The organism is Galbibacter orientalis DSM 19592, from assembly GCF_000260115.1.
Classification (GTDB): domain Bacteria; phylum Bacteroidota; class Bacteroidia; order Flavobacteriales; family Flavobacteriaceae; genus Galbibacter; species Galbibacter orientalis.
On sequence record NZ_JH651379.1, the window covers coordinates 3631152 to 3649007 of the forward strand.

14 protein-coding genes, 1 tRNA gene and 2 pseudogenes are annotated in these 17856 nt (G+C 33.7%); 7 read left to right on the forward strand and 10 right to left on the reverse strand.

The window, feature by feature from the left end:
* Window positions 1-193 precede the first annotated feature (193 nt).
* Entirely contained in the window at window positions 194-1345 is a 1152-nt protein-coding gene (gene ribB / locus JOOMADRAFT_RS15925) for a 3,4-dihydroxy-2-butanone-4-phosphate synthase (RefSeq protein ID WP_008615169.1), read from the forward strand.
* 376 nt (window positions 1346-1721) lie between these two features.
* On the opposite strand, the gene JOOMADRAFT_RS15930 is transcribed toward ribB, so the two are convergent.
* The gene (locus JOOMADRAFT_RS15930; protein ID WP_008615170.1) at window positions 1722-2927 is read right to left on the reverse strand and encodes a DegT/DnrJ/EryC1/StrS family aminotransferase; all 1206 of its coding nucleotides are present in this window, start codon (window positions 2925-2927) and stop codon (window positions 1722-1724) included.
* Between the two features lie 78 nt (window positions 2928-3005).
* Window positions 3006-3638, reverse strand: coding sequence for an NAD(P)H-dependent oxidoreductase (locus JOOMADRAFT_RS15935; RefSeq protein WP_008615171.1), 633 nt, complete (start codon window positions 3636-3638; stop codon window positions 3006-3008).
* Window positions 3639-4020: 382 nt separating this feature from the next.
* On the opposite strand from JOOMADRAFT_RS15935, the gene JOOMADRAFT_RS15940 reads away from it, so the two are divergent.
* The 4 genes from JOOMADRAFT_RS15940 (at window position 4021) to JOOMADRAFT_RS15955 (ending at window position 6774) form a co-directional block, all read left to right on the forward strand.
* A tRNA-Ser gene (locus JOOMADRAFT_RS15940) sits at window positions 4021-4105 on the forward strand.
* A 248-nt stretch (window positions 4106-4353) separates the two neighbouring features.
* Window positions 4354-5565, forward strand: coding sequence for a site-specific integrase (locus JOOMADRAFT_RS15945; protein ID WP_040879796.1), 1212 nt, complete (start codon window positions 4354-4356; stop codon window positions 5563-5565).
* 85 nt (window positions 5566-5650) lie between these two features.
* Window positions 5651-5929 carry a transposase gene (locus tag JOOMADRAFT_RS15950; protein ID WP_008611014.1) on the forward strand — a complete coding sequence of 93 codons (279 nt, stop codon included), beginning with the start codon at window positions 5651-5653 and terminating at the stop codon, window positions 5927-5929.
* Window positions 5926-6774, forward strand: coding sequence for an IS3 family transposase (locus JOOMADRAFT_RS15955; protein WP_008611013.1), 849 nt, complete (start codon window positions 5926-5928; stop codon window positions 6772-6774). The genes JOOMADRAFT_RS15950 and JOOMADRAFT_RS15955 overlap by 4 nt, the downstream gene beginning before the upstream one ends.
* Before the next feature lie 727 nt (window positions 6775-7501).
* On the opposite strand, the gene JOOMADRAFT_RS15960 is transcribed toward JOOMADRAFT_RS15955, so the two are convergent.
* The 7 genes and pseudogenes from JOOMADRAFT_RS15960 to JOOMADRAFT_RS15990 all read right to left on the reverse strand — a co-directional run.
* Window positions 7502-8851, reverse strand: a complete 1350-nt coding sequence (locus JOOMADRAFT_RS15960; RefSeq protein WP_083833488.1) for an RNA-binding domain-containing protein — start codon at window positions 8849-8851, stop codon at window positions 7502-7504.
* 282 nt (window positions 8852-9133) lie between these two features.
* On the reverse strand, window positions 9134-9934 hold the full coding sequence (locus JOOMADRAFT_RS15965; RefSeq protein ID WP_008615176.1) for a DUF4138 domain-containing protein: 801 nt from the start codon (window positions 9932-9934) through the stop codon (window positions 9134-9136).
* 86 nt (window positions 9935-10020) lie between these two features.
* Window positions 10021-10962, reverse strand: a complete 942-nt coding sequence (gene traM / locus JOOMADRAFT_RS15970) for a conjugative transposon protein TraM (protein WP_040880163.1) — start codon at window positions 10960-10962, stop codon at window positions 10021-10023.
* 17 nt (window positions 10963-10979) lie between these two features.
* Complete coding sequence (locus JOOMADRAFT_RS15975) at window positions 10980-11594, reverse strand: conjugal transfer protein TraK (protein WP_008615187.1); 615 nt, start codon at window positions 11592-11594, stop codon at window positions 10980-10982.
* A gap of 23 nt (window positions 11595-11617) precedes the next feature.
* On the reverse strand, window positions 11618-12460 hold the full coding sequence (locus JOOMADRAFT_RS15980; RefSeq protein WP_008615189.1) for a hypothetical protein: 843 nt from the start codon (window positions 12458-12460) through the stop codon (window positions 11618-11620).
* 3 nt (window positions 12461-12463) lie between these two features.
* Window positions 12464-13057 carry a hypothetical protein gene (locus tag JOOMADRAFT_RS15985; protein WP_008615191.1) on the reverse strand — a complete coding sequence of 198 codons (594 nt, stop codon included), beginning with the start codon at window positions 13055-13057 and terminating at the stop codon, window positions 12464-12466.
* Between the two features lie 8 nt (window positions 13058-13065).
* Window positions 13066-13653 (reverse strand): annotated as a pseudogene (locus tag JOOMADRAFT_RS15990) (TraG/VirB4 family ATPase); the annotation flags it as partial.
* 68 nt (window positions 13654-13721) lie between these two features.
* On the opposite strand from JOOMADRAFT_RS15990, the gene JOOMADRAFT_RS16000 reads away from it, so the two are divergent.
* A protein-coding gene (locus tag JOOMADRAFT_RS16000) for an IS3 family transposase (protein ID WP_085942222.1) occupies window positions 13722-14905 on the forward strand; the annotation gives its coding sequence in 2 pieces (ribosomal slippage) (window positions 13722-13983 and window positions 13983-14905; 1185 coding nt in all).
* A gap of 39 nt (window positions 14906-14944) precedes the next feature.
* Window positions 14945-15886: pseudogene (locus JOOMADRAFT_RS16005) on the forward strand (transposase); the annotation flags it as partial.
* Between the two features lie 104 nt (window positions 15887-15990).
* On the opposite strand, the gene JOOMADRAFT_RS16010 reads toward JOOMADRAFT_RS16005, so the two are convergent.
* A complete protein-coding gene (locus tag JOOMADRAFT_RS16010; protein ID WP_008615199.1) occupies window positions 15991-17853 on the reverse strand; it encodes an ATP-binding protein in 1863 nt (620 codons plus the stop codon).
* Between the last annotated feature and the right edge of the window lie 3 nt (window positions 17854-17856).

The following is a 17856-nucleotide window of genomic DNA, read 5'->3' on the forward strand; positions in this document are numbered from 1 at the left end:
AATAAACATCCTTGAGGAGTTTAAATAAAATAACTTAAATTCAATTCGACTGAGAGTACTTCGGTAAACTCAGAACAGGCTCTTAGGAATTAAACCCTCTATGAGAGGTTAATTTAGAAAAGCAAATTAATAATTCAATGCTTACCTAGCGAGTCAAAAGTGAAGAATTAAGTATCTTTGATAAAAATTTGCAATGAATACAGATACGCTAATGCCAACATCAGATATAAAATTAAATACTATTGAAGAAGCAATTGCCGATATCCGCCAAGGAAAGGTTATTATTGTTGTTGATGATGAAAATAGAGAAAATGAAGGAGACTTTGTAGCGGCTGCAGATAAAGTAACGCCAGAAATGATAAATTTTATGGCTACTTATGGGCGTGGTCTTATTTGTACCCCGCTTACTGAAAAACGTTGTAAAGAGTTAGATTTACACCCTATGGTTGGTAATAATACCGACCCTATGGAGACAGCATTTACAGTTTCTGTAGATTTACGAGGTTATGGCGTAACTACTGGTATTTCTGCTGGAGATAGAGCCAAAACAGTGAAAGCACTTATAAATCCTGAAACAAAATCTTACGAATTAGGAAGACCCGGACATATTTTCCCATTAGTAGCTAAAGAAGGTGGGGTTTTAAGACGTACAGGACATACGGAAGCAGCTATTGATTTTGCACGCTTAGCAGGACTCTCTCCTGCAGGAGTGATTGTAGAAATTATGAATGAAGATGGTTCTATGGCTAGACTTCCAGAACTATGCGAAGTTGCTAAAAACCTTGATATCAAAATTGTTACTATAGAAGATTTAGTTGCTTATAGAATGCAACACGATAGTTTGATTGAGAAAAAAGAAGATTTTGATATTGAAACAAGATTTGGTAAATTTAGACTTAGAGCCTACAAACAAACTACAAACGACCAAATCCATATAGCACTTACCAAAGGTAATTGGAACAGTGAAGAGCCTGTTTTAACACGTATTAACTCTACCTTAGTAAATAATGACATTTTAGGCACACTTACCAGCAATGCTGACAAAAAGCTAGACGATATGTTTAAATTGTTAAATAAGGAAGAGAAAGGCGCTATTGTGTTTATTAATCAAGAAAGTCATTCACTTAACTTACTCAATCGTTTATCAGAATTAAAAAAGCTTCAAGAAGAAGGAGAAATGAGAGCGCCAAAAGTAAATATGGATGCTAAAGATTTTGGAATTGGAGCACAAATACTACACGATTTAGATATCTCAAAAATTAAATTAATGTCTAATTCCTCACAAACAAAAAGAGTAGGAATTATTGGTTACGGACTTGAGATTGTGGAATATGCAAATTATTAATTTTTTTATTGTTGTCCGATAAAAGTTAACGGAATTTATTGCACTCCACTTATATCAAGGTTTAAATGAGGTATTCAAAATAGCCCCTTGCTATTAATAAAAAGAAGATTATAGTAATGTTATTTCTTTAAACTACTTATTCTTTGATAGTTAACATTTAGTCTTTGTTCTTTTTTCTTATAGCGAAGCGGTCTTGTATTTTACTCGGACATTAATGTGATTTTTTTATTATACTAAATCACTCTGCACATAAAGTACAGAGTGATTTAGTATTTTTACATCTCCATCTGAGTAACTACCTACTTATATTAGATTAATCATCTTCATACTCAGTAGTAAAGGCAATATCCTTCCCTTCAGCTCTTGCTTGATCGATTTATTTCGTTTCTAACAAAACACCACTTAATACTTGCTTCATTTTTTGAGCTCTCTCATTAACTTCTTCGTCCGTCCAGCTTAGTTTTATTAATACTGAAATATTACGTCCTAACCATTGGTCGGACTGACTAAAATCTTGAGAATTATAATCTGGTAATCCTTTAATAACTTCTTCAGGAAGCTTTCCTAAACTTTTTAAATCTTTTAAATGCTCCCATTTTTTGATATAATGCCAATTATTATCAAACCAATAAAAACAACCATCAACTCCATTGGCTACCAGCTCCTTTTGTGTAGCTCTAGCAGTTTCTTCATCGTTCATAAAAAAGCTGAGAAAAGAATAATTCTCTTCCCCACCATCTGGAACTGTTCTCATGGTAATCCCAGAAATAGTTTCAATAGCTTCTCTTAAAACAGTATAGTTTTTTTTCTGAATTACTAAAAAATCATCCAAACGATTTATTTGCGCCAAGCCTACTGCCGCATTCAATTCTGAAATTCGATAATTATATCCTAAAAACGGATGCGTTTCTGCTCCCCTATCTTTTCCTACATGATTATGCCCATGATCTGAATAATGATCGGCATTGGTAGCATAGTTTTCATTATTTGTAATAACAGCACCACCTTCACCACAAGTAATAGTTTTAACATAATCAAAAGAAAAACAACCTAAATCGCCATAACTACCAAGAGGTTTTCCTTTATAACTCCCTCCTATAGCCTGGCAAGCATCTTCCAGAAGTAAAAGTCCATTTGCCTCACAAATATCTTTTAGTGCTTTTAAATTCGCCATAGAACCACACATATGTACAGGCATTACTACCTTTGTTTTAGCGGTAATTGCTTCTTCTACTTTTTTGGGATCTATTGTTAACGTATCATCAATATCTACCAAAACAGGAACAGCTCCCAAGGCAATAATCGATTCAAAACTCGCTACAAATGTAAATGTTGGCATAATAACTTCATCTCCTGCTCCAATTCCAGCACTTGCCAACGCTATTGTTAATGCAGATGTGCCGCTACTAACTAATTGTGTATGTGCAACCTCCATTCTTTTTGAAATAGCTTTTTCCAGTTCAACAGCCTTCCAATGTCCATTTCTCATTCCATCAAAACCATAGCGCATTAAAACACCACTTTCCAAGACATCATTTACGTGTTTTCTTTCTTCGTCTCCAAATAATTCAAATCCAGGCATCCTTATATTTTTATCATTGCTTAGCCACAAAGTTAGCTAAAAGCATATATATTATAAAGTCTATAAATAAACAATATCTTACTTTAATTCTATCACGCTATCTTGCAAAGGTTTACGTACCTTTTTAAATGCTGCAAACATATCATCTTCAGCACGATATCCAATAGGTAATACTAAAACAGCTGTGAGATTTTTTGATTTAAGGTCAAGAATTTCATCATATTCTTCAGAAGAAAAACCTTCCATTGGGCACGCATCTATTTTTTCGATAGCACAAACCGTAAGTAAATTTCCCATAGCAAGGTAAACTTGGTTTTTAGCCCAGTTTTTAATCTCTTCAGCATTTTTACTATTAAAATCTTCAATTAAGAAATTCTGAAAAGGTTCTAAAATTTCATCAGGAGTATTACGGATATGCTTCACTCTTGCAAAGTAATTTTTGATATAGACATCATCAATTTTATTTTCGATTGAAAAAATCAATAGATGTGAAGCATCTTCTACTTGCGCTTGATTCCATGAACTGGCTCTTAATTGCTTCTGAAGTTTTTTATCGGAAACTATTAGCAATTTTACTGGTTGTAAGCCATAGGAAGTAGCCGTTAGATTAAAGGCTTTCTTTAAAACATTTAATTTTTCTTCGGTAAGAAATTTGGAAGAATCAAATTTCTTAACAGCATAACGCCATTCTAAAGCATTAATAATACTCATTCTAAATTGGTTTTAAACAAAAGTAAGTGATAATATAATGATATAACACTTGTTTTAGCTTTTTCTGACCCCTAAAAAATGTTTGAAATTCACATCTAATATTAGTTTAATTATGCATAGTGATGCTACTTGAAGTAAACTCTGAAAGAGTTAATATGAAAAACAAATAACCATTTTAGATATAAGCTCTTTAATAGACTCAGCACATAATTTTTAAGTATTTAAACCTTAATTATAGAGTAAAAATGAAAAGTCTAACAAATAAATTTAAAAAAAAGGAAAATTATATAGCTGATAATCAGCATCAAGAAATAAAAGCATAAAAAAAACCGCATTTTAGTCTTTTATATTCAAAAAAGGTTTTTATATTTGCACCCGCAAAGGAGAAATGGCAGAGTGGTCGAATGCGGCAGTCTTGAAAACTGTTGAGGGTCACACCTCCGGGGGTTCGAATCCCTCTTTCTCCGCTGAGAGCGTAATAAGCTCCAACAAAATCCCGTAAACCATCAGTGTTTACGGGATTTTTCATTTTATACCATTTCATTTAAATTCAATTAATAGCAATAAAAAGTGGGGCAATTCGGTGTCTGTCCAATCCACAAAATAAGTGACACCGAATGAAGTGAAATCCCTTTATTTTAGCGCTATTTGGCGTTTTTTGGATTTTGTAATTCGATGTCTATTTTGTACCTTTTTTCAAAATTCGGTGTCACTTATGATAAATTCACTTTCACTTTTGTATTACATAAAGAAATCCAAAGTCGATTCTAATAATAAATGTAATATCTACATGAGAATAACTATAGATGGTAAAAGAGCAGAGTTTAGTGTTAATAGGAAAGTTCAGCAAGATCGTTGGATCGCTAAGTCTGGAATGGCTAGAGGATCTAACCCTGAGATTAATGAACTCAATAACTATTTAAATAAAGTTAAAACAGCTATTCTTAATAAACATCAAGAATTCATAACTAATGAAAAGGCTCTAACAGCAATTGCGCTTAGAGATGCCTATCTTGGGAAAAATAAGAAGCATAAAATGCTTTTAAGAATTTTTCAAGAGCATAATGATAAAGTTGATAGTCTTATTGGAAAAGATTTCTCTGCGGGTACTGCAGAACGTTATAGAACCGCAAAGAAACATATTGAAAACTTCATTAAACATGAGTATAAACTTAACGATATTCCTGTTACTGATGTTGACTACCAATTCATAAGCGGATTTGAATACTATCTTAAAACCGTCCGTAAGTGTAGCCATAATACAGCAATTAAATACATAACGAACTTTAAAAAGATTATACGTATTGCTTTAGCTAATGACTGGATTAAAAAAGATCCTTTCTTAAACTGGAAGGTTCGATTGAAAAACGTAGAGCGTGAATTTCTAACAAAGCAAGAAATAGAAACATTATTAAAAAAGAATCTTAGAACGCCAAGACTAGAACAGGTTCGAGATATTTTTATCTTCTGTTGCTTTACTGGTTTAGCCTATGCTGATGTAGAGAAGTTAAATGAAAATGACATCACAATAGGTATTGATGGTGAAAAATGGATCAAAACTAAAAGGAAAAAGACTAATTCAAAAAGCAATATTCCAATTTTACCTATTGCTGCTATGATTTTAGATAAGTATTCTGATTATAAAGATAATGAGGGAAACAATAAGTTATTACCTGTATTAACCAATCAAAAAATGAATGCCTATTTAAAAGAAATAGCCGATTTATGTGGTATCCATAAAAATTTTACCACTCATATGGCAAGGCATACATTCGCCACAACTGTAACTCTTTCCAATGGAGTTCCTATAGAATCGGTTAGTAAAATGCTTGGTCATAGCTCCTTAAAAACAACACAACATTATGCTAAAATTTTGGATATGAAAATAAGTGATGATATGAATGTATTAAAACAAAAGTTTAGTTGATATCCTAGTAAATTTCACCTCTGCCAATTATAATACTCCCCAAATTTAGGACAGGAAATTAAGTTGTAATTTTAACCCTGTCAATATGAAAACATCAAGAAGAAAATTCAGCGCATCCTTTAAGGCCAAAGTAGCCATTGAAGCGATAAAAGAGCAGACAAGTATACCTGAACTTGCTGCCAAATTTGAATTGCATCCAGCCCAAATATCCAATTGGAAGCGAGAGTTTTTAAAAAACGCAGAACTTGCTTTCGAGTCCAAATCAGAAAAAGATACTCCAGCTGTGGATACCGCACCGCTTTATAGTAAGATCGGTCAATTACAAGTTGAGAATGATTTTTTAAAGAAAGTCTTGGGCAAATGAGTACTACTGAAAGAAGACAAAAGGTAGTAAAATCTCATCCAAGGCTGAGTCTTGCACAACAATGTAAAATCCTTAACATTCATCGCTCTGGTCTGTATTATAAGCCTAAAAGTGAGAGTCCATTGAATTTAGAACTGATGAAGGCAATAGATGCGCAGTTCCTGGAACACCCCTATTATGGAGTCGAACGGATGACTGATTATCTCATCCTTGATCTTGGCTACCACGTAAATGTGAAAAGAATAAGACGGCTGTATAAAATTATGGGATTACAGACCATATATAGAAAACCTAAAACCACCATCAGGGATCCTAAAAACTATAAGTACCCTTATCTCTTGAAGGGCTTAGTAATAGACCGCCCTAACCAAGTATGGCAGACTGACATCACCTATATTCCTATGTTCCGTGGCTTTATGTATATGAATGCTATCATTGATGTATATAGTAGAAAAATACTTAATTGGAGTATTTCAAACTCAATGGACAAACAGTGGTGTATCGAGCTTCTTAGAGACACTATCGCTCAATATGGCAATACGGAGATCCATAACTCCGATCAAGGGTCACAATATACCAGCTCCGAATATATTGAAGTGCTTAAAGAACATGATATTCAAATATCTATGGACAGCAAAGGAAGAGCTTTGGATAACATTTTTATTGAGCGCTTCTGGAAGTCTCTTAAATATGAAAAGATCTATCTAAACCCACCAAACGGAGGTCTAGATCTCTATCAAATGGTCACGGAATATATTGAATTCTATAACACCAAAAGAAGGCATACTGAAATAGGAAAAGTACCACCTGATCAAATTTATAATACAAAAAGAATAGCATCATAAATAATTAGATATATATTTAAACTGTCTTACAGATGGGGAGTAGTGTAAATAGTATGAATTGAAGTAAGTAAAAAACTGAATTATACAAATAATATTAAATCATAACACTAAAGTTACATAACAAATATTTCGTTTATTCCTATTCTAAGATATGATTATCATTTTAATTCTCTCCCCTATTCAACCCCTACAATTCCACTAATAATTTTTGCTTATCGCTAAGCACATATTTAGGAAGGACATATAAAGTATAGGGATTAGCCATACCATATTTTAGAGGGAGAATTATAAATATAATTTGATTTGATTTGATTTCAAGTCTTTGACAGGAGGCTTTTCGCTTTATACGCTATCCCTGTAAACTTTTAAATAATCTACTTCAAAAGGAATAACCTAAGTCTTGAATACTTCCATGACTAAATAGGTTTCAGATTTGTGATAAACCATTTTCTGAAGCTGTAGTTTAATTACATTTTTTTTGGACGACAATCTTATGGGTTTGATTTCAAGTAAGTTAGTACTGAAGTATTTATAGTTCCCTAACCTTTCTCCATACATTAGTGACCTCTAAAACTCTATTAGGCGGTAACCGTGGTAAATTATTATATAGAGTATTCCTATTAAACGAAGGTAAATATTACCATTTTCACCTCTGTTTTGGTATTCGAGTGTAAATATTACCTTCGTTTATGCTAGATTTAAGAGGTTTCATAAAATGAGTTCATGTTTATTCCAGTATTTCCCATTTTCCCCGTGTACCTCCAACACGTTTGATTTTTCCTTCTTCTTTTAATCTATCCAAATGATATTTGACCCCATCTTCCGTTATATCTTCCAAAGCAAGTGCCAACTTTTTTCTACTCATGGTTGGATCTTGCCGAAGTAACTCTACAATTTGGGTAGTTATTTGGGTAGTTATTTGGGTAGTTATTTGGGTAGTATTACTATTTGATTTTAATGGTATAATAGTTCTGAAAATATCGTCTTCAATAAATTGTGGTTTGGCACCAGGAGAATAAATACTAGAATACTTAAAGGTGTTTCTAATTCCAGAACCCAATTCGTCCACACGCCCAATTTCCTTAAAAAATTTTGCAATCACCGGATTTTTAGGAAACGGAGAAAAGTTGACGGGATCAATAACACCATCACCGTGAGGACGATTCCAGTTTTCTGCGAACACTTTATCTCGTTCGATAATAAGCTTTGCTGGAAATGCATTAGCATATTCTCTATGGATAAGCAAATTCCCTATGACTTCTCGAAAAATACGATCACGAAGACTAATACGTTGCTCTCCTTCCTGATAAAATTTATCTGGTAGATGTTTTCGTATAAATGCCATGAGTCGGTCATAACTTTCTATAAGATTAGTACGTATATCGTCTCTGTCATCATAACGGTCTACATTTTCAATCCTGAGTATGGCATCTGTTTTATGGTGAGGTAATACACTTTGGATAACCTCTTCCTTTCCAAACAACAATATGGCTGCCAAGGTATACCCATCTTTTCCAGTTTGGTGGTCATGTTTGTATAATCCCGCAGAACGGAGTAGCTCTTCATTAGTCATACTTTGCCAAGGATGATCTGCTCTTTCGTTGTTAGCCAGTTTTCTCACATAACTGAATAATTCTGGTCTAAAATCCAAAAGGTTGACATAAGGATAAATTCGGTTTTCGGAATAAGTGGTTTGTTTTCTTAAGTAAAGCTGAGTTATCTGTTCAATATGTCGGCTGATGTTAAAATCCCCATCCTCATTTCGATCGTATATTTTCCCATTGACACTGTGTACCTGAGAGCTTTCAGGTACAAATACGTAAATGATTTTAGCTCCTTCATAATCAATCACTTGCGGTGATAAGTAAAATGGAGGACTAAGTTTATGGGAGTTATTAGCATTGGTAATGATATTATTTATAATATCTTGAACACAATCTTCTATAACTCCTTCTACCGTACCGTCATTCTTGACTCCTAACAACAAATGACCGCCATTACGATTGAGAAAGGCACAAACTGACTCAAAAGCATCTCTATTCAATTCAAATTGAGAGGTTTTAAACTCAACCTCAATACTTTATACTTTTTAGCTTTTCTGGGGTCATTACTATTGTCTTATTTTTATTGAACAAATCTAATAATTATTACATTTATTTAGTTCAGGGAAATATAAGAATGACTAAAAGTTAGCTGAGTAGACTTTAAAAGCAATCTATAACAGATATTAAATAATTAATCTCTATTTTTAAATGTGAATTAATTCTGCACTATCACCATTCTTTTTCTAAGATACGGGAGTAATTTAACTTTATTGCAGAACCTTGAATATTTTTAAACAAGTAATAATCTATAATTTTCAAAGCCTGGTTACCAAAGTGACCTTCCTACCCCCATTCAACTCCTGCAATTCCACCAATAATTTTTCTTTGTCTCCCAGTACATATTTTGGCAGTACATATACAAATCGAAGTAACTGACCATTCCATATCTTATTGGGATAATTACAAATGTATATCGGTTTCATTTCAAGCCTTTGATAGGAAGCTTTTCGTTTCTTATTCCCACTGACACTGTAAACTTTTAAAAAATCAGTTTCAAAAGTAATACCCGAAGTATTAGATACTTCCATGACTAAATAAGTTTCAGATTTGTGATAAACCATTTTCTGAAGTTGTAGTTTAATTCCATTCCTTTTTTTAGACGCTAATCTTTTGGGGGTAGTTTTAAGTAAGTATTTACTGAAGGATTTATAGTATGCCAAACTTTTCTCCATACTATCCAATGCTAACTGTTTGGGTTTTGGCTTTAATGAAAGCGGTACTTCAGTACCTATACTTTCTGTTTTTGACATAAAATAATTTAGTTTAGGTAGCTGTTCTGCATATTTCAAAATATATGAATACACCTGCCCATCATCAGTAACAACTAACAAATTACTTGCTTCCCCACGCTGCGCTTGTAATAACCCGAAATACTGTTTTGTCTCCCGATTATAGGTAAACACAAAATGAGAAGCCCCTGTAATTCCTTGACGGATCGCCTGTGGAAAAAACAACGCCACACTTTTCTTATTATTAGCATACAACGTATCCAATATAACTTGGGCATGTAAAGAATTTGATAGAATTAAGAATATAAGTATACATATTGCTTTCATGTCTTCATGTTTATTGTTTTTCAAATGTCAAATGAAACATCCATACAATCATCTCCTTATATGTTCAAGAAATAACAAAGAATGTCTCATTGCTTGAGTTTTAATATTAATTGATAATTGTCCATTACCGTCACCTTCACTTGTCGGTTACTCCTTCTAAAAAGCTGCTTGATACCACTTACTTGTGGTACTCCAGCTAGGTTGATATCATCTACCACATCACCAACGACTTGTTTTCGTACATCCTCCTGAAAACTGTTTTCTATGTAAATTCCTTTACTACCATCATCCAAATCATACGCTTCAAATTGGACGGCTCGTCCATTAAGGTTTTCAATTTTTAAGATGGTTCGGTTTGGTTGAAAACTTACAAAACCATACAGTAAGGTGTTTTTTTCAAGAGTGATTCCATCTACTTTGGCAGATTTGGATAGCCGCATACGTAATCTATAATCTTGCTTTACGGTTTGCGTACCGTCTACTCGCACCCATAATTCTTCATCTGTATTACGTATATGTTGTTCAACGTTTTCTTCTGGATTTGAAGTAAAAAAGAGTTGATGTTCCAAGGCCATCGCTTTCATTTTCACTTCCATCACTTTAACAGCTTTCTTGGTTAATTTCACTTGTCTTTTGGATAGCGTATCCCTAACAATAGGTACTTCGTAGGCGTTTTGGGAACGCTGTAGTTTTTGATATCGCGAAGCACCTAATTGATAGACACTATCAATCATTCTTTTTTTCATTGAATCCGATAGCTGTTTGTCATAATAACCCGCACTATCCAGGTACTTTTCCTGATAAACACTTGGAGGCTCTGTCTGCTCTTCCTTTTCTAAAGCGTCTACAGCCTCTAATCGTGATTCAAATTCTGGTGTAGTTTCCTTCAATTTTGGAACTTCAACCGATGCTTTCCCCACACTAGGCTCTTGTGTTCCGCCAAAAGTCAAAATACCATAAGCTCCTATAAACAATAGTACACAGAGCACTAACCCCATGAAAATTAACTTTTTTTTATCTTTAATCATGTTCATATTCCTATAATTTAATTCACTAGCTTTTGTAAGCTATTTTCATAGAACTCGGTTATTAATAGTCCGTGTGGGTTGTGGGGAAAATTCCGTTCGATTCGCAAAAGCTTTCCTGTAGTTATCAGCTTATAGTGATCGGTTACCGTCCCTCTTTTAATTTCAAAGCGTACCTGAGTTTGAAATTTAAAAGGCTTCGTAACTAAATCCACTTCGGTATGTATTTCGGTAACCTTTTGTACCAATGCATATTGCAGCAGACGGTTATATACGCCTTCCGCTTTCTTTTGCTGGTATACTTCATCCACTGAGGTATCTCCCAGCCAAAGTGCTTTTGCTATTTGTTCTTTGTAATTACTCGCACTCAACTGATAAAAACACCGATGAAAACGTGCTAAATGTGCTAGTGCTTCTACTTTTAAATTCGCTCGCTCTTTGGCTATCTTTAAAGGAATGACTTGCCCTTCTTGACTTACCACGAAGGCATTTCTTAATGTTTCTTTATGAAGTTTGATAACTACTAAAATAGAAACCACTGAAGTTATCACACTTCCAATAATAGAGGCTAGTACAATCCATCTGTTTTGTCCCAATACCTGATAGATATTTTTATAAGGGGTTTTAAGTTTCATAAGCCATTATTTTTTCTAATTCGTTAATTCCCAACAAACAGCCTAAACACAAAAGAGGTGGCTCTTTTATAAAGTTTAAATTTGATCAGCACAATAAATCCAATGGTTGCAAGCTCAATAAATGGTGCAAAAAATTCTGATCCCCAATCAGTTCCAAAAAGGGCATTCCAAAAGTTCCCACTGATCTCTCGATAGAGATTATTCACAAAGACATTCACTAGGAAAAAGGCTGGAACGAGCATGTACACCCCTGCATAAAGCTTAAAATAATTATAGGCCAAGCCTCTAAACTTTTCAAAAACTGACAAACTAATTACCAATGGAAAAAAAGCCTGCATAATCCCCAATAAAAAATAGCGCTCTGCTAAAAACAAGGGATAAATAAACAAGTCCATTAACCACAGGAAGACTGACAGGATAAAGGACAAAATTTTCATCCCATAGAGTGGCGTTACTAGGGATTCATACAATAACGCCAATGCCTTTTTGGCGGCTTCCATAGCGCCCACCTCCCGCTCTATCTCTACATCCTGCAACTGCAAAGGAAGGAGCGCTGGAGCCATATCCTTATAATTACTTTCCACAGCCACTAAAACAGCATCAAAAAAACCGAGTATTTGTGATGAAAAAATCACCAGTAATACAATTGTAAAGTTTTTGACCAACTCCCCAGGAGAAAGTCCCCAAGTATAGCCATCGCGGTCTACCACCCCTTCCTGGTATTTTTTAAGTATATTGATTAAAAACAAAAGCACTGCAAATGTTTTTACCCCAGTAATGGTATACCTTGAAAAATCACTGTCTTTAATTATCTGAAAAACAGCATCCACATATTCGAGCCCTATATTTAAAAGAATCCATTGCATCCGTTAATAGTTAGCGATCCTACTGTTAACAGTCGACTGTAGTTTCCGAAAAGAAATGATTTCTTGGTAGCGTCGCATTTTATTTTCAATCTCTGCCACCATCTCCTTGGATTCTTGTTCTTTCTCCTGTAAGAGCTGCACCCTATCAGCATCCGTCATTTTTAATAAATCACTGGATAAAATTTGCTCCACATAATCTAGACTCGCTACCGCGTTTATCATAATAGCATCAAAGGAATCAGCTATCCGTCCTACTTCATCAGGTTTGATATAAGGAGAACTTAATACATCACTCAAATCTGATTGCACCATTTCAAATAACCTTTGGTTGTTATTGGTGAGTGCTTTTAAAGCATGAAGTTGTCGAATTACCGAATTGACCTTTTCCAAATTTTCTTTTTGTTTCTTTAGAAAATTAACGGTTTGCATCAATTGCGAGGTTTGTTTCCCAGATTCAATCAATTGTTTTGCCAAACTGATAAAGTTGGTATTATCATACACAGGCATGCCTTGACTGTTGCCTGCAGTCGGCAGGTATAAAAAACTCAAGATCAATAACCCCATTGGATAGTATCGTATTTTATTTTTAGTTTTCATTAGTACATCTATTTTTGATTACATTTTACAGAGCGTTCTATAGCCTCTTCCATCGAACCTAGCTGATCATACAACCGCATGATTTCTTCACTTTCATTCCCATCGGTCAAATAAGCTGCGTACACCGCTGGAGGAACTTCCAACCGAAACACATTGCTCTCCTTTCCTATTTTTATAAAGATCTCGGTGTATTTTCGGTCTCCGGTAAAGTTGTTTTGAAGGGAAGAAAGCTGATTTAAATCATGGGCAGCAAGTTTTAGTCTTTTGATGAGCTCCTCGTACCCTTTTTCATTGCGAAGGCTGTAAATGACTTGTGTATTTTCCAAAATACTAGCCGAGGTACTGTTCTTTGGTAATTGATTGATGGATTGCAAAATGATTCCAATAGCACCATTTTGTTTACGAATGGCTTGGTAATAAAATTCCACGCTCTCCAATACATTTTTAAATTTTAGTTGTTTAGCAAACTCATCAAAAAGAATAATTCCTCGTTCGGAACGGTTTCGCCAGATGGTACGCTGTACAGCAGTTTTGATTAATTTAAGCATGACAGAGAGCACCTCTTTATTGTCTTTTACTTCATCCAGTTCAAAAATGGACTTGCTATATTTGACTGGACAGTAAGAAAGGAGTTTATATATTTATAAACTTTAAAAAAATAATAATGTCAAAAGCACGAAATTTTTACACCAAAGAATTTAAACAAAAAGCTGTAGAGCTTAGTTATGCTAAAGGTAGTTTAAAACAGACTTGTAAAGATCTAGATATTTCCTTTTCATCTTTATCTAGATGGCGTCGTGAATTAAAACACTATGGAGATAAGAATAGTTTTCCAGGAAAGGGAAACTTAAAATTAACAGATCAACAGCGCGAGATTATAGCCTTGAAGAAAGAATTACAGGATGCTTATTTAGAGAATGAAATATTAAAAAAGGCAGTGAGCATCTTCTCCAAGAGCGACAAGAAAAATATCAATTTATAAAATATCATAGATTGAAATTTCCTGTTGAGAAGATGTGTAATGTCCTAAAAGTAAGTAGGAGTAGTTATTATAATTGGCTAAAATGTGGTCCATCAAAACATTGGTTAGCTAATGAGCGTATCATGTTTTTTATACAAAAGGTGTTTAAAGAAAGCTACGAGAGCTATGGAGCACCCAGAATAAAAAAAGCATTAGAAAAATATGGCTATTTTGTTTCTAGGAGAAGGATAAGTAAGCTAATGAAATTATTAGGTTTACTAGTAAGACGCTCTTATAAGTTTAGAGCATTAACCGATTCGAATCATAAATATATGGTGGCTCCCAATTTATTAAATCAGAATTTTAAAGTTGATAGAAAAAATCAAGTATGGGTATCTGATATGACATACATTGCTACAAAACAAGGCTGGATGTACTTAACTGTAATTATAGATTTATTCAATAGAAAGGTAGTGGGATGGTCTTTTAGTAAGGACCTAACCACAAAAAACACCATTATTTCTGCTTGGAAAATGGCTGTTAATAGAAATCAAATCACGAAAAAATTAATATTTCATACCGATAGAGGTTCTCAATATGCTAGTGGCCAATTTACAGATTTAATTAAATCTTATAAAGGGTTAATTAACCAATCTATGAGTCGTAAGGGAAATTGTTGGGATAATGCTGTAGCAGAATCCTTTTTTAAATCTTTAAAAGTAGAATGGATCTATAAATATCAATACCAAACTAGATCTAATGCAGAATTATCTGTTTTTAAATGGATAGAAACTTGGTATAATAGAAAAAGATTACACTCAGCTTTAGGATTAAAATCTATTGATGAGTTTGAAACAGATATGTACAATCAAAAATTAGCAGCATAATCTCTTTTCTCTTTGTCTAGTTTTTTGTTGCAAGTCCATATTACCACTAGGAATAGCAAATGGGCAAGAGAACAAGATCAGCGTCCTGGCGCAGGTAATAAAGGAGCAAGATATACCAGCAATAAAACGCATTACAGCCCTACCGATCCCGATGCCCGAATTAGTGTAAAGCCGGGCAAGGCTAGAAAACTGAATTACTTAAGTCAATTAACAGTCGATACTTCCAATCATGTGATAACCGACATACAAGCTTACCATGCCGATGGTAAGGACAACCAGCAATTAGCTGATATTGTAAAAAGGGTACAACGGCGACTATGGAACTCAGGACTACTTTGGGAAAACTGTGTAGCAGATACAGGATATAGTAGTGGAGAGAATTATGCCTTTTTAGAAAACAGACACTTGCAAAGCTTTATTCCTCCACACGGTACCTATAAGGGAGGTCCTGATAGTTTTATATATTATGAAAAAGGAAACTATTGGTTATGCCCACAAGGTAAAAAAGTAACTTTTAGAAAACAGAAACTAGAAAAAGGAACGCTAAAAGATAATTACTTTACTAAGCGTAGTGATTGTAAGGGATGCCCGATAAAACAGCAATGTATAGGAAAGAGTCATGAAAAGCGGATCAATATTACCGCTTACCGCAAAGAATATGAACGCAATATAGCTCGGGTAAACAGTCCACAGGGCAGATATATGAAAGGCAAACGGCAAAGCACGGTAGAACCGGTATTTGGAACATTAACCCAATTTATGGGACTTAGAAAGGTTAATACCATTGGCATTAAACAAGCCAATAAGTGTATGCAGCTCTCTGCCATTGCCTACAACCTTAAAAAGTATCTGAAATTCATCCAAAAACATGCTAAAAGTGGAGTGGGAAGCTTAAAAGTCTCGTCTTCTTTTTTAAAAGCCCTTCAAAAACACATTTTATGCTGTTTTAAGCTCCTTGATTTTAACGTACAACTTAATTAGATTGTAAAATAAAAGCCCTTAAAAGGGTTTAAATCTATCTTGTTTTTATAAAATTAATGGCTTGTGCAACGGTTACCAACTTGGCGTGTCGTGCTTTATTATTCTTAATCTTTCCAATTTTCAATCAAGCTTCTTGTTTTATTATTTGGTTCAAATTCTTTTTCAATTGCTCCAATGTCTATAACTACTGGAACTTGAGCCGAAAGACCTGCTAAAATGCATGTACCTGTCGGCAGAATTGGCAAATACTCAAAAGATAGTTTGTCAAGATATGATATGGTTTTCTCTACAGCAATAATGTCATTGTTGTTTATTAGTCTGTGTAAAAAATAGTTGTGCAATTGTGATATTATTGTTGGCGATATATCCGAAGGTCTTTGGCTAGCCAATGTCAGGAAAACACCAAACTTTCTACCTTCTTTTATTATTTCTTCAAAAGTTTCAAGCCTATAATCTTTCCATTGTTCGCTTTCTCTATTGGAATCTCTTGAAAGAATATTGTGAGCTTCATCAATAATTATGTTTAAATGAGAAGTCTCATCATTTTTAGTCTTCTGTTCTTCATAAAGTTGTTTACATAATAATAATGGTAAAATCTTACGCATATGAATATTAACTTCTTTGAGAGATACAATTGTGAAATTTTTAGAGGTTGAAACATCTTCTTTTGCTTCGATTACCTTCCTAATATCACTAAAATTTTTCCCTAATCTTTTTATTAAAGGTGCGAGATGCTCGATGTTTGCAAACCCTTTTATAATTTCATCATAGTATTGAAATATGATTTGAATTTTTAGAACATCTAAATCATTAATTTCTGTATCTGGTAGTTCTAATTCTTCAAAATGATCAAGAATTTTGGTTCTCATGTCGTTATCCCAATGCCATTCTCCTTCTGCGTCTATATAAACAAATTCTCTTTTATTATCTCTCGCATAAAATTTAATTCTCTCTCTAATTGCATCTCTAATGTCAAGTAAATTTGAATAACCCAATGAATAATAGAGTTCAGACAAAAACTCTATTAAAACTTTCTGTCCTAATTCACCATCATTCTTTGCAATCCCAAGCCAAAAAGTATTTTTAATAAGTTCTTTTAGACTGTCGTTGGTTTTTATTTTATCAGCAAGAGACGAATTTCCGATTGCACGTCTCAAAAATGGTGTTTGAGTTTTCTCTGTTGCTTCAAGCACAATTGCCCAAAAAGAATGGTCATAAAGAGTTTCTTTTGAAATAGGGTACTTTTGACCATCATTATTCTTTGTAGTCAACCTATAAATGTTTTTATAATCCTTTGGGATAATTACATTTTCTGATTCGGTAACATATTCGCCATTAAAGTCTAATAAAAAGAAGTTTGATTTTTCTCTAAATTTTTGGTTGTCCTTGTAGATTTTAAAAAGCTCAAAGTATAGTTTGGCTAGTGTATATGATTTTCCACTTCCTGTATTTCCAAAAATGCCTATATGGCTAGCAAAAAGACTATCAATTCCAACTGTTATAGTTTGACCCTTTTCTAATGTTAGAGTTCCAATAACTAATGGTTCATCGGTTTTTCGAATAAAATCATGAACTTGGTTAAACTCTTGTCTATCTAAAAGATAACATTCGTTATCAACTAAAGGCATTTCTTTTATTCCACGTTCAAATTCCTTTTTATTAAAAAAACCAAGTAGACTTACACTAAGCGACCTATTTATTTTTTCCTTATCACTACTATATTCTTTTGTAGAAGCAATTTTATCTTCATAAGTGAACTCTCCTTCAACCTTACCAATGATTATTGTGAAACCTTTTATAATTTTAATATAGCTACCAACAGATACATTTTTAATTAGGTCACCTTTATACACTAAATGAGATGAGTTTTTTGCTTTGTCAACTGAAACTCTAATTGACCGACCATCAACAGAGATTACTCTACCTACTCTAAATATTGAATCTTCGACTATTATTTCGTTTGACATATC